The sequence below is a fragment of the Burkholderia plantarii genome (assembly GCF_001411805.1).
Taxonomy (GTDB): domain Bacteria; phylum Pseudomonadota; class Gammaproteobacteria; order Burkholderiales; family Burkholderiaceae; genus Burkholderia; species Burkholderia plantarii.
In genome coordinates this window covers 2,435,732-2,455,823 of record NZ_CP007212.1, presented here as the reverse complement: position 1 = coordinate 2,455,823, position 20,092 = coordinate 2,435,732, and the positions used below count along the sequence as shown (strand labels likewise).

General features: G+C 63.4%; 20 protein-coding genes and 1 pseudogene. 17 read left to right on the top strand and 4 right to left on the bottom strand.

Annotation, left to right across the window (positions count from 1 at the left end; all coding sequences use genetic code 11):
- The first annotated feature begins 1 nt into the window (after position 1).
- From bpln_RS10470 to bpln_RS35315, 6 genes are all read left to right on the top strand, one after another.
- Positions 2-2,155, top strand: a complete 2,154-nt coding sequence (locus tag bpln_RS10470; protein ID WP_055138777.1) for a type I secretion system permease/ATPase — start codon at positions 2-4, stop codon at positions 2,153-2,155.
- A gap of 13 nt (positions 2,156-2,168) precedes the next feature.
- Entirely contained in the window at positions 2,169-3,599 is a 1,431-nt protein-coding gene (locus tag bpln_RS10465) for an HlyD family type I secretion periplasmic adaptor subunit (protein ID WP_055138776.1), read from the top strand.
- 112 nt (positions 3,600-3,711) lie between these two features.
- Positions 3,712-5,028: a TolC family protein gene (locus bpln_RS10460; protein ID WP_244486961.1), complete on the top strand. Its 1,317-nt coding sequence runs from the start codon at positions 3,712-3,714 to the stop codon at positions 5,026-5,028.
- Between the two features lie 40 nt (positions 5,029-5,068).
- Positions 5,069-6,295, top strand: coding sequence for a glycosyltransferase family 4 protein (locus bpln_RS10455; protein WP_055138775.1), 1,227 nt, complete (start codon positions 5,069-5,071; stop codon positions 6,293-6,295).
- Positions 6,296-6,313: 18 nt separating this feature from the next.
- Positions 6,314-8,008 (top strand): outer membrane protein assembly factor BamB family protein, encoded by a 1,695-nt coding sequence (locus bpln_RS10450; RefSeq protein WP_055138774.1) that lies wholly within the window; start codon positions 6,314-6,316, stop codon positions 8,006-8,008.
- Positions 8,005-9,105, top strand: coding sequence for a hypothetical protein (locus bpln_RS35315; RefSeq protein WP_148653989.1), 1,101 nt, complete (start codon positions 8,005-8,007; stop codon positions 9,103-9,105). Before bpln_RS10450 ends, bpln_RS35315 begins: the two co-directional genes overlap by 4 nt.
- 118 nt (positions 9,106-9,223) lie before the next feature.
- On the opposite strand, the pseudogene bpln_RS10445 reads toward bpln_RS35315, so the two are convergent.
- From bpln_RS10445 to bpln_RS10435, 4 genes and pseudogenes are all read right to left on the bottom strand, one after another.
- Positions 9,224-9,391, bottom strand: a pseudogene (locus bpln_RS10445) (IS481 family transposase); the annotation flags it as partial.
- 214 nt (positions 9,392-9,605) lie between these two features.
- Complete coding sequence (locus bpln_RS37680) at positions 9,606-9,716, bottom strand: hypothetical protein (RefSeq protein ID WP_244486971.1); 111 nt, start codon at positions 9,714-9,716, stop codon at positions 9,606-9,608.
- Between the two features lie 41 nt (positions 9,717-9,757).
- A complete protein-coding gene (locus bpln_RS10440) occupies positions 9,758-10,360 on the bottom strand; it encodes a DDE-type integrase/transposase/recombinase (protein WP_244486960.1) in 603 nt (200 codons plus the stop codon).
- Entirely contained in the window at positions 10,357-10,671 is a 315-nt protein-coding gene (locus bpln_RS10435; protein ID WP_047837792.1) for a DUF1153 domain-containing protein, read from the bottom strand. Before bpln_RS10435 ends, bpln_RS10440 begins: the two co-directional genes overlap by 4 nt.
- A 206-nt stretch (positions 10,672-10,877) precedes the next feature.
- On the opposite strand from bpln_RS10435, the gene bpln_RS37675 reads away from it, so the two are divergent.
- From bpln_RS37675 to bpln_RS10385, 11 genes are all read left to right on the top strand, one after another.
- Entirely contained in the window at positions 10,878-11,036 is a 159-nt protein-coding gene (locus bpln_RS37675) for a hypothetical protein (RefSeq protein WP_338025948.1), read from the top strand.
- 177 nt (positions 11,037-11,213) lie between these two features.
- On the top strand, positions 11,214-12,035 hold the full coding sequence (locus bpln_RS10430; protein WP_055138772.1) for a hypothetical protein: 822 nt from the start codon (positions 11,214-11,216) through the stop codon (positions 12,033-12,035).
- A gap of 8 nt (positions 12,036-12,043) precedes the next feature.
- Positions 12,044-12,832: a hypothetical protein gene (locus bpln_RS10425; RefSeq protein WP_063891217.1), complete on the top strand. Its 789-nt coding sequence runs from the start codon at positions 12,044-12,046 to the stop codon at positions 12,830-12,832.
- Positions 12,829-13,317 (top strand): hypothetical protein, encoded by a 489-nt coding sequence (locus bpln_RS10420; RefSeq protein WP_055138771.1) that lies wholly within the window; start codon positions 12,829-12,831, stop codon positions 13,315-13,317. The genes bpln_RS10425 and bpln_RS10420 overlap by 4 nt, the downstream gene beginning before the upstream one ends.
- A 10-nt stretch (positions 13,318-13,327) precedes the next feature.
- On the top strand, positions 13,328-13,666 hold the full coding sequence (locus tag bpln_RS10415) for a hypothetical protein (RefSeq protein ID WP_055138770.1): 339 nt from the start codon (positions 13,328-13,330) through the stop codon (positions 13,664-13,666).
- Between the two features lie 198 nt (positions 13,667-13,864).
- On the top strand, positions 13,865-14,944 hold the full coding sequence (locus bpln_RS10410; RefSeq protein ID WP_158512021.1) for a hypothetical protein: 1,080 nt from the start codon (positions 13,865-13,867) through the stop codon (positions 14,942-14,944).
- A 3-nt stretch (positions 14,945-14,947) separates the two neighbouring features.
- A complete protein-coding gene (locus bpln_RS10405) occupies positions 14,948-15,451 on the top strand; it encodes a hypothetical protein (RefSeq protein ID WP_055138768.1) in 504 nt (167 codons plus the stop codon).
- Positions 15,452-15,559: 108 nt separating this feature from the next.
- Positions 15,560-17,236, top strand: a complete 1,677-nt coding sequence (locus tag bpln_RS10400) for a hypothetical protein (RefSeq protein WP_055138767.1) — start codon at positions 15,560-15,562, stop codon at positions 17,234-17,236.
- Between the two features lie 27 nt (positions 17,237-17,263).
- Positions 17,264-17,698 carry a hypothetical protein gene (locus bpln_RS10395; protein ID WP_055138766.1) on the top strand — a complete coding sequence of 145 codons (435 nt, stop codon included), beginning with the start codon at positions 17,264-17,266 and terminating at the stop codon, positions 17,696-17,698.
- Positions 17,699-17,702: 4 nt separating this feature from the next.
- Positions 17,703-19,370: a hypothetical protein gene (locus tag bpln_RS10390; RefSeq protein WP_148653988.1), complete on the top strand. Its 1,668-nt coding sequence runs from the start codon at positions 17,703-17,705 to the stop codon at positions 19,368-19,370.
- Between the two features lie 28 nt (positions 19,371-19,398).
- Positions 19,399-20,085 carry a hypothetical protein gene (locus bpln_RS10385; RefSeq protein WP_055138764.1) on the top strand — a complete coding sequence of 229 codons (687 nt, stop codon included), beginning with the start codon at positions 19,399-19,401 and terminating at the stop codon, positions 20,083-20,085.
- The last annotated feature ends 7 nt before the right edge of the window (positions 20,086-20,092 follow it).

The following is a 20,092-nucleotide window of genomic DNA, read 5'->3' as shown; positions in this document are numbered from 1 at the left end:
GATGCAAGAACGACAGGAAACACGAGCGGGGGCGGAGCCGGGCCCGACACAGGTCTCGGACGATGCCGGTGTCGAGGCACTGGTGGTGATCGCCCGCTTCCACGGGATCGCGGCGGATGCCTCGCAACTGCGGCACGGCGCCGGGCTGAAATCCGGGCGCTTCACCGAGGACGACCTGCTGCTGGCGGCCCGCGCGATCGGCCTCAAGGCACGCCGGGTGCGGGTACAGGCACAGCGGCTCGCCCGCACGCCGTTCCCGGCACTCGTCAGCGATGCCAACGGCGAGCATTTCATCCTCGCCGGCTGTGATGGCGCGAAGGCGCTCGTGCTGTTTCCGGGCGCCGCGTCGCCCACCACCTGCCCGGTGGACGAGGTCATCACGCGCTCCAGCGGCGTGATGTTCCTGTTCGCGTCGCGTGCGTCGCTGGCCGGCGAGCTCGCCCGTTTCGATTTCTCGTGGTTCATTCCCGCGATCGTGAAGTATCGGCGCCTGCTGCTCGAGGTGCTGCTCGTCTCGGCCGTCCTTCAGCTGTTCGGCCTCGTCTCCCCGCTGATGTTCCAGGTGGTGATGGACAAGGTGCTGGTCAATCGCGCGTTCAGCACGCTGAACGTGGTCTGCGTCGCGCTGCTGGCCAGCTCGCTGTTCGAAGTTCTGCTGTCCGGGCTGCGCAACCATGTGTTCGCGCACACCACGAACCGGATCGACGTCGAGTTGGGGGCGCGTCTGTTCCGCCACCTGCTGACGCTGCCGCTCGCCTACTTCGCGGCGAGGCGCGTCGGCGATTCAGTCGCGCGGGTGCGCGAGCTGGAAAACATCCGCAACTTCCTGACCGGGCAGGCGCTGACCGCCGTGCTCGATCTGTTCTTCTCGATCGTCTTCATCGCCGTCATGTGTTTCTACAGCGTCAGGCTCACACTGATCGTGGTGGTGTCGTTGCCGCTGTATGCCTTCGTGTCGGCCGTGCTCAACCCGATACTGCGCCAGCGCCTGAACGAGAAGTTCGCGCGCGGTGCGGACAATCAGGCGTTCCTCGTCGAGGCCGTCTCGGGCATGGAGACGGTCAAATCCATGGCGGTGGAGCCGCAGTTCACGAAGCGCTGGGACAATCAGCTCTCCGCCTACGTATCGGCGGGATTCCGCGTTAGCGTGCTCGGCAACGTCGGCCAGCAGTTGATCCAGCTGGTGGGAAAGCTCGTGACCGTCAGCACGCTCTATTTCGGCGCGCGCCTCGTGATCGACGGACAGTTGTCGGTGGGGCAACTGATCGCGTTCAACATGATGTCGCAGCGCGTGGCGGCGCCGGTGCTGCGGCTCGCCCAGATCTGGCAGGACTTCCAGCAGATCGGTATTTCGATGGGCCGGCTCGGCGACATCCTGAATGCGCGCACGGAGCTGCCCGCGAGCCGCCAGGCGCTGCCGGCGGTGCGCGGCGACATCAGCTTCCAGAATGTGCGCTTCCGCTACAAGCCGGACGGCCCCGTCATTCTTGACGGCGTATCGCTCGAGATCCGGGCCGGGGAGATGGTGGGCGTCGTCGGCCGTTCCGGTTCCGGCAAGAGCACGCTGACCAAGCTGCTGCAGCGCCTGTACCTCCCTGAGCACGGCCGGGTCATGATCGACGGCATCGACCTCGCGCTGGCCGACCCGGCCTGGCTGCGCCGGCAGATCGGTGTGGTCCTGCAGGAGAACATGCTCTTCAATCGGTCGATCCGCGAGAACATCGCGCTGACGGATCCGGGCCTGCCGCTCGAGGCCGTCATCAGCGCGGCGACACTCGCGGGCGCGCACGAATTCATTTCGGATCTGCCCGAGGGTTATGACTCGCTCGTCGGCGAGCATGGCTCGAACCTGTCGGGCGGCCAGCGGCAGCGGATCGCGATCGCCCGGGCGCTCGTGACCAATCCGCGCATCCTGATCTTCGACGAGGCCACGAGCGCGCTGGACTTCGAGACCGAACGCATCATCCAGAAAAACATGCGCGCGATATGCCAGGGACGCACCGTCATCGTCATCGCGCATCGGCTCACGGCGGTCAGGCAGGCGGATCACATCATCGCCATGGACCGGGGGCAGATCGTCGAGCGGGGCAAACATGATGCGCTGCTCGATTCCGGCGGCTATTACGCGCGCCTGATCGAACTGCAAAACACCTGACGGGCCCATCACCATGGCATCCACCAGATTTCTCCGCGTGCGGGCGCTCGCCGATCTGATGCTGCGCTACGCGTCGGTGCTGCGCGCCGCGTGGGCAGTCCGGCGCGAACTGGACATACCGCCCCGGGTCGCCCACGAGCTCGCGTTCCTGCCGTCGCATCTCGAACTCGTCGAGACACCCGTGCATCCCGCCCCGCACTGGGCCATGCGCATCATCGTGCTGATCGCGGCCGTGACGCTGGCAATCGTGTTGATCGGGCAGCTCGACATCGTCGCGACCGCCAAGGGCAAGCTGCAGCCCGACGTGCGCGTGAAGATCGTGCAGCCCGCGATCACCGGCGTCGTGCGCCGGATCGCGGTCCGGGACGGCGATGCCGTTCACGCGGGGCAGTTACTCGTCGAGCTCGATCCATCGCAGGCGGCGGCCGATTCGGACAAGGCGCGCTCGTCGAAGGTCAATGCCGCGCTGACCATCGCACGTTCGCGCGCGTTGCTGGCGGCGCAGGCCAGCGGCAGCGCGCCGCGCGTGGCCGTCACGGACGGCGCGAGCGCGGACGAGCAACGGCAGGCGCAGTCGTTTGCCGACGGGCAGTTCCGCGAGTACGAGGACAAGGTGTCGAGCGCGCGCTCGGAGCTCGCCAAGCGCGAGGCCGAAGGAGAGACGACGCGCCAGGAGATCGAGAAGCTGAAATCCACCGCGCCGCTGGCACGGCAGCAGGCGGACGATTTCGGCGCGCTGGTGAAGGACCGTTATGTGGCGCGGCAGGATTACCTGGCCAAGGAGCAGGCCGCGCGCGAGCAGGAGCATGAGCTTGCCGCGCAACAGAGTCATGCCCGCGAGCTGGCGGCCGGCGTGGCCGAGCAGAAGGCCGATATCGAGGCCACGATTTCCGCGTTTCGCCGCGAGCAGCTCGACGCGCTCGACAAGGCGAGCGCGCAGCTCTCGCAGAATCAGGACGACGAGACCAAGGCCGTGACGCGCCAGAAGCTGATGAGCCTCTATGCGCCGGTGTCCGGCACGGTCCAGCAGTTGTCGGTGCATACGGTGGGCGGCGTGGTTACCACTGCGCAGGCACTCATGGAGATCGTGCCGAATGACGCGCTCGAGGCCGAGGTCAGTATCGAAAACAAGGATATCGGCTTCGTGCGCGCCGGGCAGACCGCCATCGTCAAGGTGGAGGCGTTTCCGTATACGCGCTTCGGCTATCTGACCGGCACGGTCGAATCGGTGTCCAACGATGCGGCGCAGGACAAGAAGCTGGGCCTCGTGTTCGTTTCGCGCATCCGCCTGCCGTCGGACACGATGCTGATCAACGGGAGCCGAGTGCGGCTCACGCCCGGCATGGAAGTGACCGCGGAAATCCGGACCGGCAAGCGCAGCGTCGCGCGATATTTCCTCGATCCGCTCGTGCAAACCTCGCAGGAGAGCCTGCGTGAGCGGTGAGCGATGGGCTTCCGGCATTCTGTGTGCGGCAGTTCTGGCCGTATCGGCACCCGCGCGCGCATTCGATCCGTTGCGGGCGGAGACGAGCATTCCGGCTGGGCCAGCGAGTCCGGTGATCAGCAACCCGGCGCTATGCGTGTTCGAGTCCGTCGGCCAGCCGCTGCGTCTGGACGAGGCCGTGGAGCGCGCTCTCTGCACGAGCCCGAAGACGCGCCAGGCGTGGATCGACGTCAAACTCCGCGCCGCGCAGGTCGGGCAGGGGCGCGCCGCGTTCCTGCCGACCGTCTCAGCCCAATGGCAGGCCGTGCATGACGATTCGGTCACGGATATCACCGGGCACCCGGACCTGAGTTCCGCAAACCGATCGAGCATTCGTTCAGAGAACATATCGCTGAGCTGGGTGCTCTACGACTTCGGCGGCAGGTCGGCAGCGCTGCGCAATGCCAGCGAGCTGCTGAACGCCGCGCAGGCCAGCCAGGAAGCGCAGTTGCAGAAAAACCTCTCGGACGTGGCTCACGACTATTACGGCGCGCAGGCGGCGCAAGGCGCGCTCGAGGCGGCGGACGAGGTGGTCGGCACTGCGCGCGACAGCCTGGCCGCCGCGACGGCGCGCGCGGAGCGCGGCATCGTGCCGGGCAGCGACGAACTGCAAGCGCGAACGGCGTATGCGCAGGCCGTCTTCAATCGGACGAAGGCGCAAGGCGAGTGGGAGACGGCGATCGGCACACTGGCCTCCGACATGAATCTGGCGCCGGATCAGCCGATCTCCCTGCCCAGCGTGGCCGAGAATGTCGGCCCCGTAGACGAATTCCGTGATTCGGTGGCGGCACTGATGGACGAAGCGAGACGAACTCACCCGAGCGTCAGGGCGGCTCAGGCCGAGCTTGATGCGGCGCTGGCCAAGACGCGCCAAATCCGTGCGCAGGGGCTGCCCACGCTGAGCCTGACCGCGAAGTACAGCACGAATAATCAGCCCGCCACGCTGGGGCTCGGGATTCCGCAATTCCCTGCGACCGGACACGACTGGTTCATCGGCTTCCAGATCAGCATCCCCATTTTCGAAGGCTTTTCACGCGTATATCAGGTGCGCGAGGCCGAGGCGCAATCGGAAATGCAGCAGGCGGTGCTCGACGAGGCCAGACGGCAGGTGGCCATCGACGTCTGGAACGCCTACTACGCGCTCGATGCTGCCACCCGCAATGTCAACAACAGCGCGACGCTGCTCGATGCTGCCGCGCTTTCGTATACTGCGGCCGAACGCCGTTATGCCAAGAGCGTGGGCGGCATTCTCGAGCTGCTGAGCGCCCAGTCCGATCTCGCCAATGCACGCAAGCAGCGCATTCAGGCCATCACGGACTGGCGCAATGCACGGCTTCAGCTTGCTGCCAAGCTGGGGCATCTCGGTATGTGGCAGTTGAGTGAGCAATGAACGCCCAACCGGGGCAATCGCCAAGTCCACAGCATCCGTCATGAAAATCCTTTTCATCCATCAGAACGCGCCCGGACAGTATCTGCATCTCGCCAGGCATCTCGCTGCCATCGAAGGAAACGAGGTGGTGTTCATCACGCAGCGCCAGGATCTGGTCATGGCGGGCGTGCGAGTCATGGCCTATCGCCCGAAGCGCGATGTGACGCGGGAGATACACCACTACATCGGCGATGTGGAGGCGGCCATCCTCAACGGGCAGGAAGTGGCACGCCAGGCGCTCGAATTGCGTCAGGCCGGCTTCGAACCTGACCTGATGCTCGGGCACAACGGGTGGGGCGAAATCTGGTATCTAAAGGACGTTTTTCCGCACGCGCCGCTGATCGGCTACTTCGAGTTCTATTATCGTTTTCGCGGCGCGGACATCGGTTTCGATCGAAGCGAGCCAGAGGTATTCGATACGGCGCCGCGCATCCGGACGAAGAACATCGGCAACCTGCTCGGACTCGAGGCTGTCGACTGGGGGCAGACCCCCACCCAGTGGCAGCGCTCGCTCTATCCCGCGCTCTATCAGCCGATCATCAGCGTCGCGCACGAGGGCGTCGACACGCCGCGCGTGATACCCGATGCCGCGGCGCGCTTTGCGATACCGGATAGCAATTGCGTGGTTGGCGCGGGAGACGAGGTCGTCACCTATGTGGCGCGCAATCTCGAACCGCACCGCGGATTCCAGACCTTCATGCGCGCGTTGCCGCCGATCCTAGCCGAGCGGCCGCGCGCGCGCGTCATCGTGGTGGGCGGCGACGGCGTAAGCTACGGCGCGCGCCTGCCCGACGGCCAGACCCATCGGCAGGCCATGCTCGACGAGCTCGGTGCGTCGCTCGATCTGTCGCGTGTCCATTTCCTCGGACGCGTACCCTATTCGGCGTTTCTGCGGATCCTCCAGGTATCATGCGTCCACGTCTACCTGACCTACCCGTTCGTGCTCTCGTGGTCGATGCTTGAGGCGATGAGCGCAGGTTGCCTCGTCGTCGGGTCGCGGACGCCGCCGGTGCAGGAAGTCATCTCCGACGGGGAGAATGGATGGCTCGTCGATTTCTTTTCGCCCGATGCCGTGGCCGCGCGCGTGCTCGATGCGCTTCGCGATCCGAGCCGGCATACGGGGCTGCGCGCGGCGGCCCGACGCACCGTCGTCGAGAAGTACGATCTGCATCGGGTGTGCCTGCCTGCGCAGCTCGGCCTCATCGAACATGTTCTGCGCCGACGCTGATCCGTACGAGCCCTCAATATGAACCAATCTACCAGGCCGACTGATGCTGCGCACGAGATCTCGCGCGCGACGATGGCCGTGCGCGAGAACCCGGACTGGGAAACACTGCGCCGCCAGATCTATACGAGGGCCATTCATTTCACCGACGGGCTCCAGTTCGATTTCCGGGATCTGCTCAGCGACGCGCGCTATATCGAGATGGCCGGGCAACTCATGTGGCGCCTCGTCAAGCCGTTTGAGCCCACCGTGCTGATCGGCCCGGGCTTCGGTGCGGCGCCGCTGCTGTTTTCGACGGCGCTGGCGGCACTCCGCGACGGCCGCCGACTGCACACGTTGATGGTGCGCGACCAGCGCAAAGAGCATAACCGCAAGCGCTGGGTGGAGGGCGCGGCTGCGGCCCCCGGCAGCCGCGCGGTCATCATCGACGATTTCATGAAGCAGGGCTCCGCCGTCGCGCTGGTGGACGACGCGCTGGCCGCCGACGGACACGCGCTCGATATCCGTGGCGCGGCTCTCCTATTCGACATGTGGCAACCGCTCGGCTCCCGGCAACTCTCCTTGAGGCGCTTTCCCGTCGTCTCGCTGTTCAGGCGTCACGATATCGGGCTGTCGCGCGATTGCTTCGACGCTCGCCCACCACGTATGCAGGGATCGTTTCCGCCGTTCGTGACCACTCCACTCTGGCATCGTTTCGAGTTGAACGTGCAGCAGAGGCACGCTTGGAAGAGCAGCCCCGCAATCGCAGACGGCGCCGTTTTCGTGGCTGACGATTCGAGCCGAGTCTGGCGGCACAATGCGGCCGACGGCGCTATTCAGTGGTGCTACGAGAGCCTGACGCGACCTGCCAAGGGGATCGTGCAGCGCCTCCAGTTTGCCCAGCAGAGCGTCATATTCGGGTGCTACGACGGCACGATCACGCGTCTTGATGCGCGGGATGGCTCGATTATCTGGCGCTGGCGGCAGGATTCGAGTGTCCATGCCACGCCGGTGCTTGATCTCGAGCACGACCGCCTGTTCGTGAACACCGAGCAATGGAACGAGGGCAAGCCGTACGGGCACTTGCAAGCGCTCGACTGGAAGACAGGGCGGCAGATCTGGTCTTTCAGGCACAGCTACTGGCCTCCCGCAACGGTCGCCCACGATGCTGAGCTCGACCTAGTCATCGCACCGTGCAACGACGGCACCGTCCATTGCGTCGATGCCGGTGACGGGCAACTGCGCTGGACAGTGCGAAGTCGTGGACTCGTGCGCGGCCGGCCCGGCATCTGTTCGGGCCGCGTGATCTGGGCGACTGAGCGGGGTGAGCTTGAGTGCTTCGACATCCGCACGGGTGAGTCGCTCTGGACGCGGCGCTACGGACAACCACTAGCGAATCAGTTCCTACTGGTCCGCGCCGGGGTCGTGTATGTGCTCGACGGGACATGGCATCTGCTTGCCTTCGATACTGCCACCGGCGCGTTGCGCTGGCTTAGTAGGCTGCGCGCGCCTGGTTGCGGATGCCCCATCGAATATGGGAGTCATCTGGTCGTGCTGTCCTCTGAAGGACAGCTGGCGGTGTTCGATCCGGACCGTGAGATCAAGATCTGGGAAGGACAAATCGGCGGTCGCTATCGCCAGCCTCCGGCCGTCTCTGCTGGGTTGCTCGCGGCGGCCAGCAACGACGATGGTCTCAAGGTGTTTCAAATTTCACTGCATTACGAGGAGTCTCGATGAGCGCCTTTCAATCCGGCTGTGACGGCACGACTACGCCTATCTATACGATCGTGACTCAGGTCAAATCTACGCGCGTGATCTATTTCACCGATGATTCCGATTATGTTCCGTCCGCCGATGGCGACTGGTATTTCGCAAGTACCTATCGCGGGGACCTGCCACCAAGCATGACGCTGGGTAATTGCTGGTCGTGGCGATTCAATGGCAGCGACTTTGCTGAGGCACCTCCGGCCAGACATCCCAACAGGGCCGAGGCGATGATCGAGCATAATCGTCGTGCGCTGGAGCGTATCCTAAACGATAAAATCAATGAGCTACGACGCCCCTATGCGGCAAATTGCGAACTCGGTGACGAACTCCGCCAGATGAAAGCCGATGAGGCACGGGCGTTTTCAGAGGATCCGTCTTCGCGGGCGCATTTCGGTGTCCTTGAGGGAGTGGCGTTGTCGCGCGGGATCTCCATGGCGGAGGCTGCCGATCTGATATGCAAGCGGGCAGAGCAGACACGGCAGGCTTTGCTCGCAACTGAACGGATGCGCGAACGCTTCACGCTGCTGATCGCGCAGGCCAACTCCGAGGAAGCGCTACTGCGTTTGCGTGCGATCCTGATTCAGGAAATTCATCCTGAGTTGTCGCGCAAATTGAAATTCGCGCATCCCAATATCGAGCCACACCAACCCCAAAAATGCTTGACCGACCACCATCGAGTTCACGAAATCAGCCGCCTAAGGGCCCGGTTGCGGGAGCATATCAACGATGTTCGCAGCAAACTTGATGACGGCTATCTCCGACACGACGACATTTTGAGTTTGAAAATCAAGGGCGCCGCTTGGGTCTTGTCACCTGTAGGGGACGCGCCGGCAGGAGTAGGCCTGCTGAAGAACTTGGCGGACGCTCGAGGAATTACAATGGAGGCTGCAGCCAGCCGGATTTTACAAGAAATGGCAAATACAGCACAGATTCTTTCTCAGACTGAGCGATTGAAGGATCTCATAGAAGCTCAAATAGACCGGGTGCAAACGCTTGAGGACATAGAACAACTCGAAGGAAAATTGAAATCAAATATGCTCCGTGAGTTTGGTACTTTAACGGCGTAAAGTCCGTTCTCGAAAGAAACGACGGCGAAGAAATGAAGTGGCCGAGACGCTATTATCAATTTAGTTGTAGAAGTCGCGACCCGATCTGGCAGTTACCCGTTCCGACGGTGCGTGACTGTCAGATCAGATTCAGGTGGCTCACTTTCTCCTTCCACACCTCCTTGCCCGCGATGAGCGTTTGCAGAGGCGTGCGACCACAACACATCTTACCTTGATGCGTTCGCTCGCCGTTGTAGTACATCAGCCAAGTATCGAGATCGACCTGCAGCTCCGCCAGCGGCAGATAGGCGGATGACATTTTGGTTGAGACTACTCACGGGGTTACTCCTTGGCGCTTGCGCGCTGTTTTGATGAAGATTCGCACCTCTATCAAAACGGGTAATCCCACCTCTTGGCATGGCTGTAATGACCCAGCCAAACCTGCACAGGTTAAGCGGCTAAAGCAAACGCCTCGGCCGGGGTCTTCATCTTCAGCGACTGATGCGCTCGGCCGGGGTGGGTTAGTAAGCTGACCAGTCGGGCGATGGGCGCGGGCTCGCATGCTGTAGCGATTCGAAGCGCTGCCGGTGTACGCATTGCTCCTTCAGCGTCCTGATCACTCGCTCCACCATGCCGTTTTGTTGCGGGCAATGCGGCGTGATGAACTCCTGCTTCAGGCCGTAATCGCGCACCAGCTTCGTGTACTTTTGGCTCGTGAAACCAGGCCGTTGTCGCTCCTCAACAGGAATGGCGTCGATACTCGACCCAGCGTGCCGAACCGAGCAATCAACGCGTGCTCCAGCGCGCTGGCCGCGGTCGTCGCCTTTGCGCTTCGGGACAGGTGCCAGCCCAGCAACTCGCGCGTGTAGCAATCGATGACCAGGGCCAAGGTTGCCCAGCCGTCTCGCCCCGCCCAGATACGGCACATGTCGGTCGACCAGCGCGAGTTCGGTTTGAGCGCAACCGATGGCATCGATTGCACCCGTGGCCGAAAGCCAACTGGCCGCTTGCGCACTTGCCAGCCCATCAACTGGAACACGCGTTGCACCGTGTTCTTGTTGAAGCCCAGCAGGTGCGCCACTGTCCGATAGCCGAATGATGGCGACTCCTCGATCATGGCCTTGATCGGTTCCGAGAAACGCGCCTGCACGACGGGTTCTGCCTTGACTGGCCGGTAATACACGGTTCGGCGCGGCACATCGAACCACTTGCAGAGCTTGGAAATCGAAACGACAACGCCTTCTTCTTTCAGTCCCTGGTGGATCGTTTCGATCACTTCTCGTCCTCGCCCAGCAGGGACTGCAATTTTTTTCTGGCGCGCAACTCCAGCATGGCTTCGCCGTAGGCCTCCTGCAACTCCTTGATCTGCCGCTCGTACTGCTCCTTGACGTCCAGCGGATTGGCGCGAAGCGCGTTCTCCATGCCTCGCTTGCCGTCGTCCACCCAGTTCTCGACCTCGGAGGGCGACAGGTCATAGGTTCGGCTGGCTTCGGCAACCGTCGTCTTGCCCTGAATGATGTCCATCACCAGCGCGCTCTTGCGCTTGGCCGTCCATCGTTTGATGTCTTCGTCCATCTTCGTGCTCATCGTCTTTTCATCCATTATGACTTGAGCAGGTTTTCACTGGGTCGGTACAGAACGCGATGCGCGTAACGCTGAACAGCAAGCCGCTCGGCTGCATCGTGAGCCTTGATTCGGCGGAGAAGTACTGCCTGCCTGCCGGCCAGCAACCGGTCCAGTAGCTGCCGGCGTGGATTAAGGGGCAGTACGTCTTCGTCCAGGCCGATCCGGGCGTGGCAGTGCGGTTGTCCGACCGTCCAAACTTCGCGTACGACCGGGTAGCGACATTCAGCGGCACGGTCGATCACGACAAGCTGATGAAGGTGCGCGCCGACAACGGCGAGGATCTCGATTTCTCGCGACCGGTGTCGATGGAGGTGATTCAGCACTAAGGGCGTACTGAGTGTAGGGTAATAGCCGAGGCGGGATGTATTTTCGCCTCGACTATTTGCACTCGGGCGCAGTGCTTACTTCCGGCTGCTATGTGCTTGCAACTGGTACTTGGAAAACGAGCTCTCGGAGAGATTCTCGGGTGGCATAGCATCTTGTGAGTCAAGGAGGCTTACTCGATGCAAACCTCGATCATCAGCTACAACCTCAAGGAGCGCGGACGGCAGTTCCGCGGTAAAGAGCGGAGCTTCGACATCCGCTCAATCGTCGATGCGATCAACGGCCCTGCTTGTCAGGAGCGCGTGAAGAGCCGCGACATGACGGGCTACTACGGGCACTGGCCGCGCATCAAGTTCGGCATGAACCCAGCCGAAGGCGGTCTCGACGATGGGCGTCCGGCGCTTGTCGAGCCCGCCCTCGTGACCACGCTGCTGCGCGCGAGCCTGGACGGCACCATTGAGCACCAAGCCGAGTTCCTGAACAACGATCCCGGCCAAGTGGCCGCCAAGCTGTACGCCGGCCGCGTTGGTGGCTTCAGCTCGGCCATCGATCCGCTGCGGCCGGAGTTCTTCGGCTTCGACTACGTCCTCGAGCCGAACTACTCGACCAACCGCGGCTACACGCTGGATGACGTCAACGACATGACGCCCGACGACATCGAGGCGGCGATCTATGACGAGCAACTGCGCGGCGTGCTGCGCCTGCTGGATTCGGTCAACGCCGAGCGTGACCAGGCCAGCGAGGCAATCGAGCACCTGCGCGCCGAGAACGAGCAACTTCTGTCCATGCTGGCGGCAAAGGGCATCGACGGCGGTGCGGTGCTTGACGCTGCGGCCGTGAGGCCGATGGTGGTGGATGTCGAGCCGTTCGAGCGCCTGCGCCGCGACGCTGCCGAGTTCCGCGGCGCCGGCTCGCTGCCGGGGTTCGTCAAGCCGCAGGTGGCCGGGCCGGCGGATACCGTGCCGGCATACGGGCGCTTGCTCAGCAAGTTCTCGCGCTGATCGCCGCCATGCTTCAATCCGTCAAGGCCGCGTTTGGCGCGTTCATGGGGCGCTACTACGCGATTCTCGCACCGACCACGAAGCCACTTGAGCAGTATGTGACACGGGGCCTGGCCACGAGCATTCTCTGGGCGCCGTCCCGCATGATCGACATGGCCGAGGAAATGCTCGCGCTGCTGATGCGCAGCGATCTCACCGGCACCGTGACCCAACCGCCAGAACTGCCGGTGATCATCGTGGCGATGGCGAAGGACTACGCGCCGACGAACCGAGACTACACCCGCCAGGTGGCCGATCGAGAGTTGGTGACGATCCCCGGTGACGAGAAGGAGCGTGTCTTCGGCCTGCGCGCGGTAGCCGGCGACATCCGGGCCCAGATCGCGATCTTCGCGACGGACGAGCCTTCGGCGCATTCGTTGGCTGCGCAGTTCTCGCTGTTCCTCGACGCCGCACCCAATCGCCGATTCACGGCGCGCTATCACTTTGCCGGGCATGACGTCTATTGGCCGGTGCAGGTCGAACTGCCGGACGTCTCAGCCATGTCGATCCAGACCGAGGCAAAGAACCTGACGATTCTCGCGATCGACCTGAACCTCCACGCCGAGATTCCGCTGTTCGATGCGCCGGCTGCGGGCGAGCCGAACGACGGAAGGGGCGTGCCAGGAACAGACGATCCAGCCGGATACCCGTTGGTGCAGACCATTACCGTAGATAGCGCGGAGGGCAGCGCGCGGGGCGGTGAGGCTGAAATCCGCACCTACACGGAATCCACCGAAGACGAAGGCGGCCCGACGTGATCCAGATCCAAGCGACGTTCGCCGGCTACGGCGACAAGGCGTGCTCGCTGTTTTCGGCCTATGACGCAGACGCGCGGGTACTGGTCGTCGGTGCCGAAGCGGACTACCGCACCGAGCGCCGGGATCACTGCATCGTGCTGACCAACATTCCCGACCTGCCGCGCGATTCACTGTTTGTCGAGGAGGATCTGTCGGCCGCCATCGGTGCTTTCTACGCGTTGAAAGCCGGCGTTGCCGCCGACGGCAAGAGCTCACGACTGGTGTTCGCAAAGCGTGCAGCGCGCGCGAACCCGGAGCAGTCCATTGAGCAGGACGGTATCGAGGCGAGCGGGCCGCGGTATCGGATCTCGGCCGCGATCACCTGCGCCCAGGTGGCGGCACTCGCGACGTGCCAATACGCGCTGCGCTCGGAAACGGTCGAGCGCGCGGTCGAGCTCGCCGACCATTTCCGGCGGCTGGCGCTGGGCGGCATCGTCACCATCTGACGGAGGACCGATGCTCGACAAGGACACCCGGGCGGCGAAGTCTTTCTATCGCGAGGTGCGCAAGTTCGCCGAGACGGCGAAGGCTTGGGACACCGCAGCCATCTTCTATGAGACGCGACCGGACGAAGCTTTCGATCTGACGCTGGTGTCGCGGCGCGTCTACGGGCGGCGCGACGAGTTCCTGGCCGTCATGGCGGCTGCCGGACTCGACTCGGCGTTTCAGCCGCTACCGCAGAAGCGCATCGTGCTGCCGAATGAAGGGCGGCTGCTCGCCATCAAGCGGCGGACAGGCTTCGAGTCGATCGCTGACTATCGCGAGGACTATGCGCCCACGTGGGCGCAGGGATAGCCATGCCGACATCCAGGAATGGCACGCCATCTCGTTTGGTTTGACGCAGAGTGCGGCCAGGAGAACTTGATGTGAGGGCCGCGTATCCAAAGGTAGTTCGGCGGCAGTGGATAAATGGGTCTGGGCCGACAACAGCTACCCCAGACGACGCTGACGCATTGATTTTAGAGTTTGGAGCTATGAAGACGCAAATCGAGAGTGGGTCTGGCGATGGTCGGTAAGAAGCCTCCGGGCGGCTCAGGCGCGGGCGGGTGGTTACCGAAGCTGCGCGGTTCTGCCGCTGACTCCAAGGCCCGAGCCGCACGAGACGCCGCCGAGCGCCGGGCCGCCGGTCGGCATCCGAAGTCCGTCATCCTCAACGCCAAGGACGTCCAGGGCGACTACGACGCGCACCGGCTGCTGTTCACCACCATGGGTGGCGAGGTCCGGCCGCTCACGCACGATGACCTTGCGACCTTCCGGCACAACGTGCGCACGGCGCAGGCGAAGTACAAGGGCGGTATTCGCGCCCGGCAGGTGCTCGACCTGTCCTTGCCCGACGACCGATCGCGGGCGAACCAGCAAATTCGTTTCGCGGTGCCCGTGGCGGCCTATGGCGGCCGTGTGCGCTTCATGACGAACGCCGGGCCGGAATCCGATGTGCAGCACCACAACGTGACCGTTGAGTTCCTGTCCTATGCCTCGGCCGCGTCGGGGGCGCGCGGGGACGCGAAGAAGTCCGCTGCGTGGTTACGCCGCGAGCCGTTGAAGATCGAGTGCGACTGTGGAAGGTGGCGATTCTGGTTCCGTTATATCGCCACGATCGGGAAGTTCAACGCCGGCCGCGACGAGACAGGTTATCCGAAGATCCGCAACCCCAACCTGCACGGCGTGGCTTGCAAGCACATCCTGCGGGTGATGGCGGAGGTGGAGTCCGCGAGCTCGGTTCCAACCTTCCTGGCCCGTCTCATCGACAAGGCGCGCGCCCAAGACGAGAACCGCGTGCGTGTTCAGACATCCCAGAAAGAGGCCGAGCAACTGACGAGCAAGCCGGCCAGCCGCATCCGCGACGTGGAAACCACCATGCGTCAGCGACAGCGCGCTCGGGAGAAGGCGGCGCTCACGCGGGCGGCGAAGGCGAGCGGCGCGAGCCCGCCGAAGCGAGCGAGCCCGGCCACGCGGAAGATCCAGGCTGCCATGGCGGCGGGCAGAGTGAACCAACAGGATCTCGACGTCTTCCGTCGGTTCGGCATGACCGACACCGAAATCGCTCGCCGTATCGACAAAAGGGTGGAGTAACCGATGCTGACCAATGTGCCCGATGCAGTGAACCGGATGACGCGCAACGTCATCATGAACCACCCCAACACCTTCAACTGTCAGCTCTTCCGCAAGGTCATCACGCGCAAGGCGGATGAGACGGTGGGCGGCAATCCGACACTGGGCGGCTTGGGCGTGCTCGACACGATGGACGAGGAGGAGTTCGAGTACGAATTCGTTGGCAACGGTTACGCGCTGCTGGCCGAGCCGTTCACGCCGGCTCCCGTCGTGAGCCGACACGATGCCTCCCTGTCGACCGAAGACGAGTTCCGCTTCCTGATCCAGCCCGAGGGCGAGTCGGGCAGCGATGAATGGTTCGACGTTCGCAAGCACGACGTGATGTACCTGCTGCTCGGGATCGGGCCACAGCCGGCGCGGCTCGCGTTCGAGATCGTCGGCACGGAAACCACCTCCAACATCCCGCCGTACACGACCCGCTACGTCGCGAACCGCCGCGACGATCTGCACCTGCGCGAAGGCGAGTAGCGAAAGACGGAAAAACGCCCTCGGGACGCTGTCGTGCCCCTTCGAGAATACCTGTGAGTCGGCTGTTGCCGGCGCCCAGTGTTTGAACAGCCGAAAGGACACAAAACCATGACGATGCGCATCAAGCAGGATTACTTCAAGCGCGAGACGGCCGAAGTAGCCAAATTCATCGACAACCTGAAGGAGGGCGCCACCAAGGGCGGCGTCTTCGATTCCGCTGCCGCCAACGACTTCATGTCGGGTGCGCTGAACCAGAATGCCACCGCGGTTCCGGACAAGCTTCAAGCCGTTCTCGACGATTGTGCCGACGACGGTCAGCGCGAGCTCGTCACCAAGGCGATTCTCGATGGCGTACGAGTCTACGAAGAGCAGCACGGCACGTCCGTGCCCGCCGACGTGTCCGAACAGGCGCTGCACCTGGCTTATGCCACGACCGAGGCGGCCCGACGCAAGTATGGCTCGATTCTCGATTCCGCATCGTCGGTCCACCACGATCCGCTTTCGCTGCAACCGAATCGAGCCGTCGTTTCGATTCTGACGGCCTTCGCCGAAGCGGTCCCCTGGGCGCACTATTTGCCCGCCGACATCGGGTCGAACGAAGCCAAGCTGGCCATCGTGAGCCACAACGCGGGAAGCAGCTTTGGCGCTTACGCGCAGAACGACTTGCTTGATGGCACCCATTCAGGCGACTCCTATGTGTCGTCGGCGCGCATCCACACCACCACGCCTGGCGCAGACGGCACCGTCTCCGGAAAACTGAGCGTAGGCCAAACTACCAGCGACACATGCGACCAGAAAGCAGATGGTGTCCCGCTGCTGCGTGGCCGCACGCTGGTGTACGTCAACGGCATCCTCGCGGCAAAGGAGCCCATCGATAGCGCGGGCTCGGGTAATTCGCCAGTCAATGGCTCGATCACCCTGGCGGGTACCACTTTCGTGATCGGCGGCACCGTCAATACCGACACCGGTGTGTACGCCTTGACGACCACGCCCAAGATGCCCGATAGCATCCCCGTGTCGGTCGAAGGCTTCATCGATTTCGAGCGCAGCCCGAATCTGACGCCGACCATCATCACGTCGGTCAACATGTTCAGCCTGTATGCGAACCCGTGGCGTGTGCTGACCCGTCAATCGATCGACGGCCGCACCCAGATGGCAAACGAACTGAATCTCGACCCGTACAGCGAATCGGTCATCGCGATCCAGAACCAGTTTGCCAACGAGCGGCACTACAACGTGCTGGCTAAGGCCCGCCGTCTGGCAGGCAACAACCAGTCGGACTACAACTTCGACTGGAAGAACCGTTCGGCACAGCTCAAGCGCAACGACATCTGGCATGACTTCGGGCCTGCCCTGGCGAAGGCGTCGCAGCAAATGGCCGTCGACACGATGAACCACGGCATCACTCACCTGTACGTCGGGAAGGACATCGCATCGCAGTGGCTGACGCTGGCCAACGACATTTTCGAGCCGTCGGGCATCGCCGTGCGGCCCGGCATCTTTCGCGTGGGGCGGCTGTTCGGCCAGTACGAGGTGTATTACAGCCCGAAACAGGTGAAGGAAAGCCCCCAGGGCGGCGAAATCCTGTGCGTGGGACGCGCGACCGACGTGGCACGCAATCCGGTCGTGCTCGGTGATGCGGTGCCGCCGACCGTCAAGCCGCTGCTGGCCGGCGACGACCTCCGTGAGGGAGCTGGTTTCTATGCCCGCAACTTCACCTCCACCAACCCGCACGAGCCGTCTGCGCGTGGGTGCGCCATCATCAACGTCACCGATATGCGGTAATCCCAAGCCAGGAAAGGAGCCTTCATCATGACGCGCAGTATCGAAATCGGCGCTCCGTCCCTGACCGGGAAGGACGCCAACGACGCGGTGACCGAAGTGTTCGGTGATGCCGCATTCCCACTGAAAGTGCTCGCGCAGAACCTCATGCCGCGCGACGTCGTGTTTCCCGAAGTGCCGGGCCTGTTCTTGAAGCATGTGGCGAACACGGCGGAGAGCCGGGCCGTGGTGGAGATCGTCAACCTCGATCTGTTCCACCGTGTCACTTCGAGCATCGAGCAAATCGCCGAGCTCAACGGTTACCCGCATGCGCTGACCTTCACGGAGGTCGAAGGCGCAGCCTCGACTGATGCGAATACCGCGGCCAAGGGCAAGAAGGGCAAGGCGCCGACGGCGGACGCCGGCACGGACGACGCGCGGCCGGCGGCCGGTGAGAGCAAGTCCGGCGCCACTGCCAAGGAGTGACGACATGACCACCGCTTTCACGCGACAGCTCGGTGCGGAGTCAGGCGTGCAGCTCAACCCGCTGCGCGACGACTCCGAGATCCCGAGCACGGACAATTCGGACCAGATCTTCGGCATCGTGATGCGCGCCACGCGCGGGCGCATCGACAAGCCGTTCGTCGTGGACAAGGGCAACGTCTTCAAGCGACTGGGCAGCGGGGAGCAGGTGCGGCTGAACGCGCTGAACGAGGCCTGGGTGTGTGTCGTGGAGGCCCTGAACAAGGGCGCCTATCAGGCCGTCGTGCAACGCCTGGTGCCATCCACGGCGCGCATCAGCTACGCGATCGTGACGGTCGAGCGCACACCTGACGCCAAGTCGATGCCCACGGGAAAGTTCACCTACTCGGTCGACGAGGTCCTGCCGTCCGCGCGGTTCCTGTTCGCCGTCCGGCATCTCGAATGCTTCAACGACGGCATCGTGCTCGAGTTCCATGCCGAGGAGAAAACGATCGGCAGCAGTTTCCTGGCACCCAACGATCGCATCACGCTTCGTCTGCGCGATACGGCAGGCGGCCTACTGTACGAGTTCTCGGGATCGTTGAATCAGGATGCCAAGGACGACTATGGCAATTCTGCATATTTGCCGGACGTCGTGGCGTCGCAAACTGATGCCGTGGACGTGGCAGTCGGTGCTCAAGGTATCGATGCCCGGATCGCCGTGGATTCCGAGGCCTACGGCTACGGCCCGACCGGACAGCAGCAATGGGCTAGGTCGGGCGTGCTGCGGTGCTTCGACGAAGGCGGCACGTCGTACACCACGCAGGACTACATGGCGGCGCGCGAGAAGCTGCAATACACGCAGTTCGACTACGCCTACCTCTCGTCTGGCGCGACCGAAGCCCCGGCACTGCTCGCGCAGTTGGCGCAGCTGTCATTCGATACGAACCGTCAGCTGAAATTCGACGTGCCCGGCGATCTGTCGGTGGATGCCGCCCGGGCATTCGTTGATCAACTGAACATGGGCGCGAGCGAAACCGCGCACTTGCTGCACGCGTTCTGGGCGCCGCTGAAATCGGACGATCCGACCGGCGTGAACCCGAAAGGCTTTTTCGGCACCGCCACGCTGAATATCGCCTACGCCTGTCTGCGCAACGCCGCAAAGAACGCCAAGGGATTCGCGCGCAAGAACTACCCGATCGCCGGCCGGGAGTGGCCGATCCAGCGCACGGGCGTGGCGCAGATGGTGAAGCTGCGCGACCAGGACAAGAACGCGCTTGCGCGGGCGAAGATCAACCCGGTCGTGTACGAAACCTACACTGGCGGCGGCCGTTACGTATTCCTCGACTCGCTGACCTGTGCCCAGGTCGACTCGAGCCTGAAGAAGCTGATTTCGGTGGCCGACATGTCGACCAGCATCGACGACGCGGTGACGCGCACCGCGAAGGACTACCTGCAGTTGCCGATCGCCGTCTCGGTGAAGAAGACGCAGGACTTTCTCACCACGCTGTTCGAGGCGGCCGACGCATCGAAGTGGTTGGTGCCGTCGAGCGAGCCATCGATGAACGGCCGGTCCTGGGTCTTCGATGTTCGTCCGAACGCGCAGCGCCCCTATGACGCGATGGACGTGTCGTACTGGCTCCGCTACGACGGGACGAACCGCGCCACGTTCGTGACCCAGACGCTGACGCGCTAACCGCTACTCTTCAGACAAGGAATTCAAGATGAGCATGACCGAACTGTTGCGCAGCGCGATGGCGCGCCGCGAGTCTGCGCCCAAGCCGGTGCTGGATAGCACCAACGATGCCGACGATTCTACGATGGCTGGCGCGGGCGACTATACCGTGTCCGATATCAGCATGTCGGCGGTGGCGGTGGTCCAGCAATGGGCCGAAACCGAGGACCTCGGCGACGGCGAGACCAACGCGGACCGCCTGATGGCACTGTTCATCGGGATCGCCGACGCGAACAAGGACGGCGAGATCACCGACGACGAGCAGGGCGTGCTGGAGGTCGCGCTCAACGCCGCGTGGGACTATCTCGTTGGGCTCGGCGTGACGGAGGCGGATGCCGGCTCGCTCCTGAACGACTGGGACAGCGATACGGCCGATCGCGTCCGTGATCTGGTGGCGTCCGCGCTGCCGGAAGGCGACGACGCGGCGAGCGCCGGCATCGACGATTTCGTGTTCGCGGATGACGATCAGGCGCCGGCTCTGGATGCCGTGTATCGCAAGACGCTGGTGGTGCGCGGTGGCAAGAAAACGCGCATCAACAAGCGGATCTCCGGGAAGGTGCGTTTGTCCGCGGCCCAGAAGGTGGCGATTCGCAAGGCGCGGATGAAGAGTCATTCGGCGTCGGCGATGATGCGCCGGATGAAGTCGATGCGCCTGCGCCGCAAGTCGGGCCTGTGACAATTCG

Coding starts and splice junctions, on each gene's coding strand:
- bpln_RS10470 (WP_055138777.1), top strand. CDS start 2: ATGCAAGAACGACAGGAAACACGAGCGGGGGCGGAGCCGGGCCCGACA.
- bpln_RS10465 (WP_055138776.1), top strand. CDS start 2,169: ATGGCATCCACCAGATTTCTCCGCGTGCGGGCGCTCGCCGATCTGATG.
- bpln_RS10455 (WP_055138775.1), top strand. CDS start 5,069: ATGAAAATCCTTTTCATCCATCAGAACGCGCCCGGACAGTATCTGCAT.
- bpln_RS10450 (WP_055138774.1), top strand. CDS start 6,314: ATGAACCAATCTACCAGGCCGACTGATGCTGCGCACGAGATCTCGCGC.
- bpln_RS35315 (WP_148653989.1), top strand. CDS start 8,005: ATGAGCGCCTTTCAATCCGGCTGTGACGGCACGACTACGCCTATCTAT.
- bpln_RS37680 (WP_244486971.1), bottom strand. CDS start 9,716: ATGGTGGAGCGAGTGATCAGGACGCTGAAGGAGCAATGCGTACACCGG.
- bpln_RS10435 (WP_047837792.1), bottom strand. CDS start 10,671: ATGAGCACGAAGATGGACGAAGACATCAAACGATGGACGGCCAAGCGC.
- bpln_RS10430 (WP_055138772.1), top strand. CDS start 11,214: ATGCAAACCTCGATCATCAGCTACAACCTCAAGGAGCGCGGACGGCAG.
- bpln_RS10425 (WP_063891217.1), top strand. CDS start 12,044: ATGCTTCAATCCGTCAAGGCCGCGTTTGGCGCGTTCATGGGGCGCTAC.
- bpln_RS10415 (WP_055138770.1), top strand. CDS start 13,328: ATGCTCGACAAGGACACCCGGGCGGCGAAGTCTTTCTATCGCGAGGTG.
- bpln_RS10405 (WP_055138768.1), top strand. CDS start 14,948: ATGCTGACCAATGTGCCCGATGCAGTGAACCGGATGACGCGCAACGTC.
- bpln_RS10400 (WP_055138767.1), top strand. CDS start 15,560: ATGACGATGCGCATCAAGCAGGATTACTTCAAGCGCGAGACGGCCGAA.
- bpln_RS10395 (WP_055138766.1), top strand. CDS start 17,264: ATGACGCGCAGTATCGAAATCGGCGCTCCGTCCCTGACCGGGAAGGAC.
- bpln_RS10390 (WP_148653988.1), top strand. CDS start 17,703: ATGACCACCGCTTTCACGCGACAGCTCGGTGCGGAGTCAGGCGTGCAG.
- bpln_RS10385 (WP_055138764.1), top strand. CDS start 19,399: ATGAGCATGACCGAACTGTTGCGCAGCGCGATGGCGCGCCGCGAGTCT.